Origin of the sequence: Gordonia sp. L191, assembly GCF_030077625.1 — a bacterium.
In the GTDB taxonomy this organism is placed as follows: domain Bacteria; phylum Actinomycetota; class Actinomycetes; order Mycobacteriales; family Mycobacteriaceae; genus Gordonia; species Gordonia polyisoprenivorans_A.
Genome location: NZ_CP125996.1, coordinates 1,639,654 through 1,651,886 on the forward strand (window position 1 = coordinate 1,639,654; position 12,233 = coordinate 1,651,886).

At 68.2% G+C, this 12,233-nt stretch carries 10 protein-coding genes and 1 pseudogene; 4 read left to right on the forward strand and 7 right to left on the reverse strand.

Translation table 11 applies throughout. The annotated features are described in order from the left end of the window. Positions 1–67: 67 nt before the first annotated feature. Both QNM97_RS07345 and QNM97_RS07350 read right to left on the reverse strand, forming a co-directional pair. Positions 68–1,249 (reverse strand): alpha/beta hydrolase, encoded by a 1,182-nt coding sequence (locus QNM97_RS07345; protein ID WP_283822197.1) that lies wholly within the window; start codon positions 1,247–1,249, stop codon positions 68–70. 71 nt (positions 1,250–1,320) lie between these two features. Continuing rightward, entirely contained in the window at positions 1,321–1,674 is a 354-nt protein-coding gene (locus QNM97_RS07350; RefSeq protein WP_283822198.1) for a hypothetical protein, read from the reverse strand. Between the two features lie 96 nt (positions 1,675–1,770). Here QNM97_RS07350 and QNM97_RS26615 point away from each other — a divergent pair, with 96 nt between their 5' ends. After that, positions 1,771–3,045: a THUMP-like domain-containing protein gene (locus QNM97_RS26615; protein WP_502875001.1), complete on the forward strand. Its 1,275-nt coding sequence runs from the start codon at positions 1,771–1,773 to the stop codon at positions 3,043–3,045. A gap of 234 nt (positions 3,046–3,279) precedes the next feature. Here QNM97_RS26615 and QNM97_RS07360 read toward each other — a convergent pair. After that, a pseudogene (locus tag QNM97_RS07360) lies at positions 3,280–4,320 on the reverse strand (MFS transporter); the annotation flags it as partial. A gap of 42 nt (positions 4,321–4,362) precedes the next feature. Between QNM97_RS07360 and QNM97_RS07365 the strand changes: the two are divergent. After that, on the forward strand, positions 4,363–5,346 hold the full coding sequence (locus tag QNM97_RS07365) for a GlxA family transcriptional regulator (protein ID WP_283822200.1): 984 nt from the start codon (positions 4,363–4,365) through the stop codon (positions 5,344–5,346). 42 nt (positions 5,347–5,388) lie between these two features. On the opposite strand, the gene QNM97_RS07370 is transcribed toward QNM97_RS07365, so the two are convergent. Then, entirely contained in the window at positions 5,389–6,723 is a 1,335-nt protein-coding gene (locus QNM97_RS07370; RefSeq protein WP_283822201.1) for an outer membrane protein assembly factor BamB family protein, read from the reverse strand. A gap of 116 nt (positions 6,724–6,839) precedes the next feature. Here QNM97_RS07370 and QNM97_RS07375 point away from each other — a divergent pair, with 116 nt between their 5' ends. Next, positions 6,840–7,610, forward strand: a complete 771-nt coding sequence (locus QNM97_RS07375) for an acyltransferase (protein ID WP_283822202.1) — start codon at positions 6,840–6,842, stop codon at positions 7,608–7,610. Between the two features lie 3 nt (positions 7,611–7,613). Here QNM97_RS07375 and QNM97_RS07380 read toward each other — a convergent pair whose 3' ends face one another. The 3 genes from QNM97_RS07380 to QNM97_RS07390 are packed head-to-tail and all read right to left on the reverse strand — an operon-like array spanning position 7,614 to position 11,305. After that, complete coding sequence (locus QNM97_RS07380; protein WP_283822203.1) at positions 7,614–8,936, reverse strand: glycosyltransferase family 4 protein; 1,323 nt, start codon at positions 8,934–8,936, stop codon at positions 7,614–7,616. Continuing rightward, entirely contained in the window at positions 8,936–10,498 is a 1,563-nt protein-coding gene (locus QNM97_RS07385; RefSeq protein WP_283822204.1) for a 1,4-alpha-glucan branching protein domain-containing protein, read from the reverse strand. Before QNM97_RS07385 ends, QNM97_RS07380 begins: the two co-directional genes overlap by 1 nt. Positions 10,499–10,501: 3 nt before the next feature. Then, positions 10,502–11,305, reverse strand: coding sequence for a class I SAM-dependent methyltransferase (locus QNM97_RS07390; RefSeq protein ID WP_283822205.1), 804 nt, complete (start codon positions 11,303–11,305; stop codon positions 10,502–10,504). A gap of 140 nt (positions 11,306–11,445) precedes the next feature. On the opposite strand from QNM97_RS07390, the gene QNM97_RS07395 reads away from it, so the two are divergent. Next, a complete protein-coding gene (locus QNM97_RS07395) occupies positions 11,446–12,231 on the forward strand; it encodes an electron transfer flavoprotein subunit beta/FixA family protein (protein WP_006371767.1) in 786 nt (261 codons plus the stop codon). The last annotated feature ends 2 nt before the right edge of the window (positions 12,232–12,233 follow it).

A 12,233-nucleotide genomic window follows, 5' to 3' on the forward strand; every position in this document is an offset into this window, starting at 1 on the left:
TTCACTCTTCCGCAAGAAATCTCCAGCGGAAGAACGAAAGTCTTGGGGAAGAACTGGTTTTCTGCCCTCACAACCCCGTGATCAGGTGCTCGGGCATCTGCCCGAGCACGGCGGCCATATTGTATTGGGCCATCGTCGATTTCCCCTCGACGTCACGCGTGTAGGTGGCGTGACCGGCCGATCCGACGCGCCGGACACCGGTGCGGTCGACGCCGGCGCGGGTGGCGAGGCGGATCAGCGACGGGCTCTCGACGGGGTCGCTGCCGAACAGTCCGAGGTCGGCGATCTGGTCGTCGTCGTTCTTCAGGACATACGCGGCACCGGACACGAGATTGAAGCTCTCCGGCGTGTAATCGAGGTCGAATCCGCGGTCGCCGCCGAGGCCGGGAGAGCCGTAGAAGATGACGTCGTCGATGAGGCCATGGGTCAGACGTAGGGCCTCGGCGGTGACCAGTGACCCGTACGAGTGGCCCAGGGCAACCAGGTGGGGTCGGCGATCCGACGCCGCGACGAGGCCGGCGAAGAATCGCGACAGGATCGGTGCGGTGTCGCGCGCCTTGCTCGACGTGGCGACATGTAGCGCGCCGCGGGCTGTGGACACGCGGCGGCCCGGTCCTTTGAAATTCGGTGTGTCATAACCGATCCAGGCGATCGCGGCGACGGTCTCGGTGGGGCGTCCGACGATGGCCAGCTGGCGCAGGGTCTCCTTGCGCAGCAGGCGCCCCTCACCGCCCATACCCTGGTAGGCCAGATCGCCGGTCAGGGACGGTTGAATGGTCGTTCCCAAACCTGGGGTGGTGACGCCGATGTGGTCGGCGGAGTCGGGATTGCCGACGGCCACCGCCGCGTGTCCGCGCTCACCGCTGTGCATGTCGAAGGAGATGAGCAGCCGCGGATGGGCCGGCTCGGAGCGGCGGAGCTCCCGTTCGATCGCCCCGATGTCGGCGATCTTCGCGTCGACGTACCACTTGCGCGAATCATCGGAGGTGAACGTACCGCCGAATCGGTTGTCGGCGAGCCGTTCTGCCAATGTGTGGCTCTGCTTCTCCAGATCGTCGCGGACCGTGGGCAGTAGCGCGCGATTCGCGAGATCGCGGTCCGCGGCCGGGAGTCCGTCGCTGTTGCCGATCCACTCCGGATGCTCGGTGTGTAACCGCTCTCGCTGCGCGACAGGCAGATCCGCCCACCACGCAGCACGTGTGGTGGGCGGACCCGAGAGTTCGGCCGGACGGTCGTCTGTCGATGCCACGACGTGAGACTAACGGCTGGCCTCGTCGAAGGTCATGACCGCTGCTCCCGGAGAGCGGCGTGTGCGGCCGGTCAGTCGGTGACCGGGGTGAACGTCGAGGTCGCGACCGGGATGCCGAGAACCGAGTTGATCGCCTTGTATCCGGTACCGGTCTTGACGAAGGTGATCCGGCTGACCGGCGGGATGTCGGCGTAGGCGCCCGAGGGCGTACTCACCAGGTCGAGGGTGCCCGCCGTCCCGATCAGCTTGTCGCCGTCGACGGTGTAGTCACCGCAGCGTTGCTCGACCGAGCTGCCGTACTGGGTTTGTACACACAGCCGGTACGCGCCGTCGGGGAGCGCGGCAGCGGCAGCACCGGTACCGGCCACGAGCCCGCCGGCGGCGGTGGCTGCGCCGGCGAGGGCGAGGACGACTGTTCTTCTCATTCTTCCCATGGCCGACATCATCACGGAGGGTTACCTAATAAGTCAAAGGGTGTCCTAACCTGAGCAAGGGTGATGGTCCGAGGGAGTATTGACGCGATGGGGTACCGGTTCGGGGTAGACGATGTGGCCTTTTTACGGTCGCGACACGGGGTGAAGGCCCTCGAGATGGTGTCGGCGTTGCCGCTGACCGATCGGTCGATGCTCGCCGACGTCACCGAGGCACGCAGCCGTTATGCCCCCCATGACGCGGCGCTGATCGAGACCGTGCGGTGCCGTCGGCGTGCGGCCGGAAAACTGCGCCACGCCGACGATCTCCTGCTCACCGACGACGCCCTGCAACAGGCGACCGCATCGTCGGTGGCCGGGTACCGGTCCGCCGAGATCGCCTCTCGCTTTCCGGGCGCGGTCGTTCACGACGTCACGTGCTCGATCGGCGGCGAGCTGATCGAGCTGGCCGCGACCCCGGGAATCGGCGGGGTGATCGGCAGTGATCTCGACCGCGTACGACTGGCCATGGCCCGGCACAACACGGTGGTCCAACAGAACACGGTGACCCAACGAGATACGGCGGACCCGAAGAGCGTGGCGATCGGCACCGGCCGGGCCCCGACGCTGCTCGTCGCCGACGCCCTCACGCCGACGTCGACCGCCGATGTGGTCATCGCCGACCCGGCTCGCCGTTCGGGCGCCGGCCGCGTCTTCCGTCTCGACGCGTTGACCCCACCGCTCCTCGACGTGCTGATGACCTATTCGGGTCGGCCACTGGTGGTGAAATGCGCTCCCGGACTGGACTATCAGGTATTGCGTGATCGATTCGGGTTCGCCGGGCAGGTACAGGTGACATCGCTGGATTCGTCGGTGCGGGAAGCGTGCCTGTGGTCGGGCCCGGGTATCGACGACGGCCGTCGGGCGACGGTGATGCGCACCGACGCCGACGGCGCGGTACAGGTGTGGGAGATCACCGACGCCGAGTCCGACGACGTGGCCGTGGGTGAACCCGGGACGTTCCTCCTCGATCCGGACGGGGCGGTGGTGCGCGCCGGTCTGGTGCGCCACTACGCGCACCGGCACGGGCTCTGGCAGATCGATCCGCACATCGCCTATCTCACCGGCGATTCGGTGCCCGACGGCGAACGCGGTTTCCGCATCATCGAGCGCGTGCCCTCGACAGGGGAGAAGGTGCTCCGCAAAGCGCTCGCCGCGTACGACTGCGGCTCACTCGAGATCCTTGTCCGCGGCCTCGACGTCGACCCGGATGCCCTTCGAAAGCGGCTCAAGCTCAAGGGTTCCCGTCCGCTGGCGCTGGTGCTCACCCGCATCGGTCGCAAGGGGGTCGGCTTCGTCTGCGAGCCCGGGCTGCGGGCGGGCTGAGAGCCGGATCGCCGCGCAGCATCCGGCGGCGATCACGCACAGGGCGGCGGCCACGTGGAAAGCGTTGTCGTAGGAGCCTTGTGCGTCGCGGATGTAGCCGGCGCCGAAGGCGGCGATCGCCGCCCCCACCTGATGGAAGGCGAAGACCCAGCCGAAGATCACCGGCGTGTCGGCGCCGAAGTAGTGGCGACAGATCGCAATCGTCGGCGGAACCGTTGCGACCCAGTCCAATCCGTAGAAGATGATGAACACCCACGTGCTCGGTTCGGCGTGGGGAGACAGCAGCAGTGGCAGCAGGAGTAGGGACACACCCCGTCCGAGGTAGTAGACGACGAGCAGGACGCGAGGATCGACACGATCGGTGAGCCAACCCGAGAACACCGTGCCAGCGACGTCGAAGATGCCGATCGTGGCCAGCAGTGAGGCCGCGACCGTCGTCGGCATGCCGTGGTCGTGTGCGGCCGGGATGAAATGCGTACCGATCAGTCCGTTGGTGGTGGCCCCGCAGATCGCGAAACTCACCGCCAGCAACCAGAAGGCGCGCACTCGCATGCCGTGGAGCAATCCGCTTGCGGCGGCACCGAATCCACGAGTGGGCAGTACCGAGTCCTCGCCACCGGGCCGAGCGCCGTAGGCGGTGGTACCGACGTCGGCGGGCCGGTCGCGGATGAACAGCAGGACCAACGGCACGACGGCCAAGGCGGCCACGGTGACGACGACCGACGCAACACGCCACCCGTGGGAGTCGGTGAGGTGGGCGACGATCGGCAAGAAGATGAGCTGGCCGGTCGCCGACGCGGCGGTGAGCACTCCGGTCACCAGGCCGCGGCGTTCGACGAACCACCGCGTGGACACGGTCGCGACGAAGCCCATCGAGATCGACCCGGTGCCGAGTCCGACGAGTACCCCCCACAACAACAGCAACTGCCAGCTCGCCGTCATGAAGACGCCCAGACCGGTGCCGGCGGCGATGAGGAGCAGCGCGATGGTCAGGATCGGCCGGACCCCGAAGCGATCCATGAGCGCCGCCGCGAACGGGGCGGTGACGCCGAACAGCACCATGTTGATCGACATCGCCATGCCGACCGTGGCGTGCGACCAGCCGAACTCCATGTGCAGCGGATCCATCATGACGCCGGGCACGGCGCGGAAACCGGCTGCGCCGAGAATCGCGACGAAGCTGACGCCGGCGACGATCCACGCCCAGTGCGGGCGGCGTCGCAGGCGTGCGGGTGGCCCGGCGCGGTGGGTATCGGTGGTCACCCGAACAAGCATCGGGGATGGCCGGGACCGTGTGCCACTGGCATGATTGCCAATATGTCGGAAAATCGTGCCACTACGGTGCCGCACCGAATCGCGGTACTCCTCGTTTCGCCCGTGGTCGGTTTCGACGCCACCATCCCGCCCCTGCTGTTCGGGCAGGCATGTGACGAGGACGGGCGGTCGTTGTACGAGGTGACCACGGTGTCGATCAGCCCGGGGCCGGTGGCGACCACCACCGCCTATCAGCTGATCGCGGCAGCCGGCCCGGAGGCGATCGCGACGGCCGACACGGTGATCGTCCCGGGCACCCGCGACGAGAACTGTCGCCGCCGGGCGTCGATGCCCGACGGCGTGGCCGCGGCGCTGGCACGGATCCGTCCCGATGCCCGCATCGTGTCGATCTGTACCGGGGCGTTCCTGCTCGCCGCCGCCGGCTTCCTCGACGGTCGCCGTGCCACCACCCACTGGCGCTACGCCGACGACTTCCGAAGGCTGTACCCCGATGTGGCACTGGATGAGTCGGTCCTCTACGTCGACGAAGGGCAAATCCTCAGCTCGGCGGGGCTGGCGGCGGGAATCGACCTGTGCCTGCACATCATCCGTCGCGATCACGGCGCCGCCGTCGCCAATCGGGTGGCGCGGCACTGCGTGGTTCCACCCTGGCGCGAGGGTGGGCAGGGACAATTCATCGAGCGCGGGATCCCCGGCGACACCGGTCACCTCACCCAGGCCACGCGGGAGTGGGCGCTGACCCATCTCGACGAGGCGCTGAGCGTGGAACGGCTTGCCGCACATGCGCATCTGAGTGTCCGGACCTTCATCCGGCGGTTCCGGGAGGAGACCGGAACGGCGCCGGGATCGTGGCTGCGAGACCGCCGCGTGGATCTGGCGCGCGAACTGCTCGAGACGACCGGCGCCTCGATTGACGAGATCGCCGAACGGTCAGGCCTCGGGTCGGCGGACAATCTGCGACACCATCTACGCAACGAGCTGGGCATGGCTCCGTCGGCCTACCGCAAGACCTTTCGCGGGGCGTGAACCGACCGCGCCCGCCGGCCCGGCATCACCGGGCGCGCAGGTCTACTGCCCGGCGATGTTGCGCTTGCTGTCGAAGAAATACACCTCGCCGATGTTGGTGGCGGTGGCGATCTGACCCGACGACGACACCGCGATCCCGGTGGCGAACCCGCCCGAATCCGGTAGCGGCACCGACTGTTTCGTCTTGCCGTCGGTGGTCGACACCTCGGTCAGCGACAACGTCTGCGCCCCCGCGTCGCGGACCACGGTCCACGCGGTACCGGCACTGGTCAGGGCCGAGAGGCTCACGGTGGCGAGATCATCACGCTGCCACACCTTTTCGGCGCGGTTTCCCTCGTCGCGCAGCAGGGTCAGCGGCGCCCCGATCACACCGGTGGGAATGATCAGGCCATCCGGCGAGACCGTCATGGTGGCAAAGCCGTAGCCGCCGTTGTCATAGGTCCAGCGGGTCCGGCCGGTGGCCGCGTCGAGCGCCACGATCTGACCGAGCCTGCTGAAGGCGTAGACGGTCGCGCCGTCCGCCGAGACCGTCGCCGGCCCGATGACCCCGCCGGGCACCTGGGCCTTCCACAGTTCGGTCACCGTGCGCTTGCCGTCGGTGGCGGCATAGGAGAAGCCGCGGATCTCGCTCGCGATCGCGCCGGTCGGCCAGACGTTGAGGAAGAAGCGTTGATGGGCGACGTCGACCGCTGGTGGTGCGGGGACCGTACAGCGCGGGCCGTTGGTGACGCAGTCACCGAAGCCATACAGCGGATCCCCCGGATCGGCCTCCGGGCGCAGACGCACCTCCGGGGCCACCGGGTTCGAGGTCTGGGTGTTGAGCAGCAGGATCTGACCCTGCGTGGTGACCACCAGGACCACCCCGCTGTCGGCGAACTTCGCCGAGAGCGGCACGCCGATGACCGGCATCCGCCAGCGGATCGCGCCACCGGCGTTGAAGGCGAGGAAGGTGGTCTCCTCGCCGATGTAGGGCTGATCGTATTGATCGGTGAGCATCGCGTTGGAGGCCACGCCATCGCGCATGTTCTTGCAGAAGTTCTTGCGGCCGTTGCGCTGATCGAGCACCAGCAGGTCGCACCCAGAGGAGTTCGACGTGACGCCCACATTGCCGGTCGCCGAGATGGTCACCGGCGCGGTCACCGTGCCGCCGGTCGGACGAGTCCAGCTCAACGCGAGGTCATCGGGGACGGTGGGGTAGACGAAGTTCGAATTGGCGGCGTTGCCGCCGAAACTCGACCATCCCGCGCCGTAGACGGAGCGGATGTCGATGTGTCCGTCCGAGCAGGATGACAGTGCCATCGCGGTCACCAGACCGAGTACCACGGCGACGAGCGCCGGAAACCGGCCTCGGGCACGTGACCGTCGGGCAACCGCCATCGGAGCTCCTCTTCGCCTGGCCGTCGGAACCTCGCACCGGCGGCGCCAACGGTAGAGCCTATCGTGTGGCCCGCCGACGACGGCCAGGCCGGGGGAGTCGATTATGGTGGCCATCCATGACGACGATGTGGAATGCCAGCTACCGGTCGAGGTGGCGGGCGGGGCGACGTCGGGATCCGGCGCAGGCGCGATTCGTCAGCCTCGACTCCCTGCGGTGGGTGCTGCGGAATCGGGCGTACACGCCCTGGTATCTGGTGCGCTACGTGCGGTTGGCGCGATTCCGGCTCGCGAATCCACACATCGTGTTGCGCGGCATGGTGTTCCTGGGCCGCAATGTGGAGATCCACGCGACCCCCGAGCTGAGCCGGATGGAGATCGGTCGCTGGGTGCACATCGGTGACGGCAATTCCATCCGCGCGCACGAGGGCAGCCTGCGGATCGGTGACAAGACGGTGTTCGGTTGCAACAACGTCGTCAACGCCTATCTGGATCTGGAGATCGGTGGCTCGACGCTGATCGCCGACTGGTGCTATATCTGCGATTTCGACCACCGCATGGACGACATCACGTTGCCGATCAAGGATCAGGGAATCGTGAAGGGGCCGGTGCGCATCGGGCCCGACACCTGGATTGCGACCAAGGTGTCGGTGCTGCGCAACACGATCGTCGGGCGTGGGTGCGTACTCGGCTCGCATGCGGTGGTGCGCGGGGAGATCCCCGACTACTCGATCGCCGTCGGTGCGCCGGCGCGGGTCGTCAAGAACCGCAAGGACGCCTGGGATGCCAACGCCGCCCAGCGTGCCGAACTCGAACGCGCACTTGCCGACATCGAGCGCAAGAAGGCGCAGGCCGACCTCGAGCGCAAGCAGGCGCAGTCGGAGAAGTAGGGCTCACTCCCGCTGCGGCTGCGCCGGGTCTCGTTCGGGCAGTGGGCGTTGCGCGATGATCGGGCGTCCCGACGGCTGGCGGACCCGGCGTTTGGCCGAGGCATAGACGGCCGCGGTTCGGGTCGCGACCTCTGTCCACGCGAACTGCTCCGACAACCGTGCCCGCGCCCGCCGGGCGCGCTGGGCCGACATTTCGGGATCGGTCAGGGTGGCACGTACCGCCGCGGCCAGTCCGGCGACGTCGGCGGGCTCGAACGACAGGCCGGTCACCCCGTCGTCGACCGCCTCGGCCAGTCCGCCCGCGGTGGAGGTCACCAGGGGAATCCCGGTCGCCGCGGCCTCGAGCGCCACGATCCCGAACGGCTCGTAGCGGCTCGGCAACACGATCGCGGCACACCGATGCATCAACTCCACGAGGCCCCGATGATCGACCGCGCCGAGGAAGGTCACCGCTCGCCCGACCCGATGCCCGCGGGCCTGCTCGGTCAGCCACTCCAGCTGTGTTCCGGTGCCGGCGATGGTCAGCGTCGTGCCCGGGTGGGTACGACGGATACGGGGTAGCGCGGCGAGGAGGTCCTGCACGCCCTTCTCGTATTCGAGACGGCCGGCGAAGAGCAACTCGGCGGGACCCGTCGGCGTCGGGCGCGGCGCGAACGGCCATGCACGGATGTCGATGCCGTTGTGGATCACCGTGATATCGGCGAGGCGGGGACCCGGAACGGGGCGCTCGGTGCCGGACGGGTCGGACCCCGATGGTCCGAACAGTCGGGTCACCTCGTCGCGCATCGACTCCGAGCACGTGATCAGGGCGTCGGAGTCGGTCGCCAGCCACCATTCCACCGAGTGGACCTGCCGGTTGATGCGGCCGCTGACCCACCCGCTGTGGCGTCCCGCCTCGGTCGCATGGATGGTGGAGATCAGTGGTACATCGAAGATCTCGGCGAGTGCGATGGCCGGGTGCGCCACGATCCAGTCGTGCGCGTGGACGACCTCCGGGGTCCAGCTCGTCGCCCGTGATCCCCGCTCGCCGGCGAGGATCGTCAGCCCCGCGCGGATGAATGCGTGTCCCATCGCCAGCGTCCAGGCCATCATGTCGGTACCGAAGGAGAACTCCGGCGGGTCCTCGGCCACCGCGATCACCCGCACCCCGTCGACGACGCGATCGGTCGTCGGATGCGACACCGCATCGGTACCCGACGGACGACGGGTCAGGACGACGACGTCGTGGCCGAGTCCGGCCAACTCGGTGGCCAGGTGGTGCACGTGACGACCCAGCCCGCCGACGACGACCGGTGGGTACTCCCACGAGACCAGCAGGACCCGCATCACCGGCACCGCCCGGTGGTGTGGTCGGTGGCCTCGAGGAGGCGGCGCGCATCGAGGTCGGCGAACAGGTTGTCGGCGCGAGACCAGTTGCGTCGCAACCTCTCCGCTGTCGCGGCGCGGCCACGGAGGGCGGCGTCGACGATCTCGCGGGTGGCGTGGGCGTGGGTGTGGGCCCGGCCGATCGCGTAATCGGCGGCGGTGTCCTTGGACACCATGAACGGCCAGTCCGAGGAGACCGTCAGCAGTGCTTCACGGACGATCTGGTCGGCGACGCGGTTGCGGCCCGCCCGCGGGTCGACGATCTTGTCGATGGCGTCGAGCGCGGTCCGGCTCACCTCGGCGTTGAGCTGCACGAGATGCGACACCTGTGGCCCCTCCCAGACCCGCCAGTCCTTGCCCGATCCCCACGACGACGGCGGAAGATTCACGGGCGCACCGACATAGCCGTGTGCGGCGGCGCCGGCGAGGGTGCCCACCCGCACGCCCGCCTCGGGCAGCCTGCGCAGCACGCGCTCGAGCCAGATCGGCCCCTCGTGCCACCAATGACCGAACAACTCGGTGTCGAAGGCCGCGACCACCAGCGCCGGCCGCCCGATGCGCTGCGACTCGGAGATCAGACGTCGGCGGACATGGCCGATGAAGTCGTCGACATGACGGTCGATCACGGCATCGGCCCGCTGCGGGTCGTAGGGCTTCTTATCTTGGGCGGCAACGGTTTTCCCGGTCACCCGAGACGGTTTGAGGCCGGTCGCGTGATCGTAGGTGTGGAAGTCGCGGTAGGCGGCATGGCCGGGATATCCCGATTTCGGGGACCATACCCGGTAGCTGACGGTCAGGTCGCGCCCGAAGGCCACGACGTCGCTGGTGCCGACGGGCCGCCCGAGCGCGGTATCACCGTGCAGTGTCGGTCCGTCGACCATGAAGTGGCCGACGCCCGCGGCGGCGTACTCGGCTTCCATTCCCGGGGCGAAGGCGCATTCGGGGGCCCAGATCCCGTGTGGCCTTGTGCCCCAGCGCAAGCGGGCATCGGCGAGGCCTTCGCCCAGGGAGAATCGCCGCAACCGGGCGTCGAGCAACGGTGCGAACGGATGGGCCAGGGGCCCGCCGAGGATCTCGGCGACCCCGCCCTCGGCCACCGCACGGATCGTCGCAGCACCCCCGTGGCGCCAATGACGCTCGAACTCGGCCAACGCCTGTGTCGCGCTGCGATGTTCACGCACGCCCAGGGCGCGGCGGTCCGGGTCGGCGTCGACGGCCGCCTCCATCGCCCGCAACCGCCAGTCGGCCAGCCACTCATACATCGACGTCGTGCAGTGCGGGTCGTCGAGCTGTGCGGCGAGCACCGGGGTGATCCCGAGCGAGACCATGTCGGAGAAACCGTCGGCGGCCAGTCGTCGCAGCATCGCGAAGACCGGCAGGTACGAGGCGGCCCACGACTGATACAGCCATTCCTCGCCGACGGGCCATCTGCCGTGATTGGCCAACCACGGCAGATGCGAGTGCAGGACCAGGGTGAACTGGCCCGGGACCGGGGACGGTGGGGTCCGCTGAGAGGTGGGCACGCGCTACGACCGCATCGCGATCGCGAGCAGATCCAGACTGGCGTCGATGTCGGCGTCCTCGGCGTCACGGATGTCGAAGTCCTCCGCGCCGATCCCGGCGACGTCGGCCACCAACTCCTCGGGCCAGGGTCGGCCGGCCAGGGCCCGCTCGATCTGTGCGTCGATGAGTGAACCGCCCCACCTGCGATCGAGATGTGCGAGCCGTTCGCCGTGGTGGACGCCGAGCATCGAGGTGAGCGAGAACCCGGCGTCGGCGAGCAATTCACTCAATTCGGCGGCGTCGAGCTCGCGGGTGTGGAACGGATTGAGCGGGGTGTCGCGGCCGGGGGAGAAGGTGATCCGGTTGGGGGTGGAGATGAGTAGTTCGCCGCCCGGTCGTAGGACGCGCGCGCATTCGGCGAGGAAGGCCGGTTGATCCCACAGGTGTTCGATCACCTGGAAGTTGACCACCACGTCCACCGAGTCGTCGGGCAGCGGCAGGTCGATCAGATTGCCCTGCACGATCTCCACCTGCGGATACCGACGCCGCGTGTGGGCGACGGCCGACTCGTCGTAGTCGACGCAGGTGACCTGCGCACCGGCGTCGGCGAGCATTGCCGCCCCGTACCCCTCACCCGAACCGGCCTCGAGGACCCGGCGTGCGGCACACCGGCCGACGACGTGGGCGTAGGCGACCTCGTGCCGACGGAACCAGTAGTTCTCCGCGGGGATGCCGGGGACCGTGCGCTCCCCGGTGAGGGCGAGCTGTTCGTCCGTTGTCAGGGCCCGCGGCGTGCCGGGTGTTACATCCCGGTGTACGTCGGTCATCCGCACGACAATAGTCTCCCGTCCATTTTGTGAGCTAGTCGATGTTCTGCCCGATAATAGGACGGGCTAAAGTGGGGAAGACCGATGGCCTTACCCGCCGGTAAGTTGCCGAACCCGACGCAGGAGGTCGACGAAGACCCATGACAAATATTGTCGTTCTGATCAAGCAGGTCCCTGACACCTGGTCCGAGCGCAAGCTCTCCGACGGCGATTACACCCTCGATCGTGAGGCCGCCGACGCGGTTCTCGATGAGATCAATGAGCGTGCGGTCGAAGAAGCGCTGCAGATCAAGGAAGCCAACGGCGGCGAGGTGACCGTGTTGACGGCCGGTCCGGAGCGGGCGACCGAGGCGATCCGCAAGGCGCTGTCGATGGGTGCCGACAAGGCCATTCACATCAAGGACGACGCGCTGCACGGCTCGGATGCGGTGCAGACCGCCTACGTGCTCGCCCGTGCGCTGGGCACCGTCGAGGGTGTCGAACTCGTCATCGCCGGTAACGAGGCCACCGACGGTCGTGTCGGGGCGATCCCGGCGATGATCGCCGAATACCTCGAGCTCCCGCACCTGACGCATCTGCGCAAGCTCACGCTGGAGGGCGAGACCCTGACCGGCGAGCGCGAGACCGACGACGGTATCTACCACATCACCGCGGAGCTGCCGGCGATCGTCAGCGTCAACGAGAAGATCAACGAGCCGCGCTTTCCGTCCTTCAAGGGCATCATGGCCGCGAAGAAGAAAGAGGTCCAGGTCGTCGGCCTGGCCGAGATCGACGTCGAGGCCGACGAGGTGGGTCTGGCCAACGCGGGCTCGGAGGTCACCAGCTCCACCCCGAAGCCGCCGAAGACCGCCGGTGAGCGTGTCACCGACGAGGGTGACGGTGGCGTGAAGGTGGCCGAGTACCTGGTCGCGCAGAAGATCATCTAGCA

Coding starts and splice junctions, on each gene's coding strand:
- QNM97_RS07365 (WP_283822200.1), top strand. CDS start 4,363: ATGTCGGAAAATCGTGCCACTACGGTGCCGCACCGAATCGCGGTACTC.
- QNM97_RS07395 (WP_006371767.1), top strand. CDS start 11,446: ATGACAAATATTGTCGTTCTGATCAAGCAGGTCCCTGACACCTGGTCC.
- QNM97_RS07390 (WP_283822205.1), bottom strand. CDS start 11,305: ATGACCGACGTACACCGGGATGTAACACCCGGCACGCCGCGGGCCCTG.
- QNM97_RS07380 (WP_283822203.1), bottom strand. CDS start 8,936: ATGCGGGTCCTGCTGGTCTCGTGGGAGTACCCACCGGTCGTCGTCGGC.
- QNM97_RS07375 (WP_283822202.1), top strand. CDS start 6,840: ATGACGACGATGTGGAATGCCAGCTACCGGTCGAGGTGGCGGGCGGGG.
- QNM97_RS07370 (WP_283822201.1), bottom strand. CDS start 6,723: ATGGCGGTTGCCCGACGGTCACGTGCCCGAGGCCGGTTTCCGGCGCTC.
- QNM97_RS07350 (WP_283822198.1), bottom strand. CDS start 1,674: ATGAGAAGAACAGTCGTCCTCGCCCTCGCCGGCGCAGCCACCGCCGCC.
- QNM97_RS26615 (WP_502875001.1), top strand. CDS start 1,771: ATGGGGTACCGGTTCGGGGTAGACGATGTGGCCTTTTTACGGTCGCGA.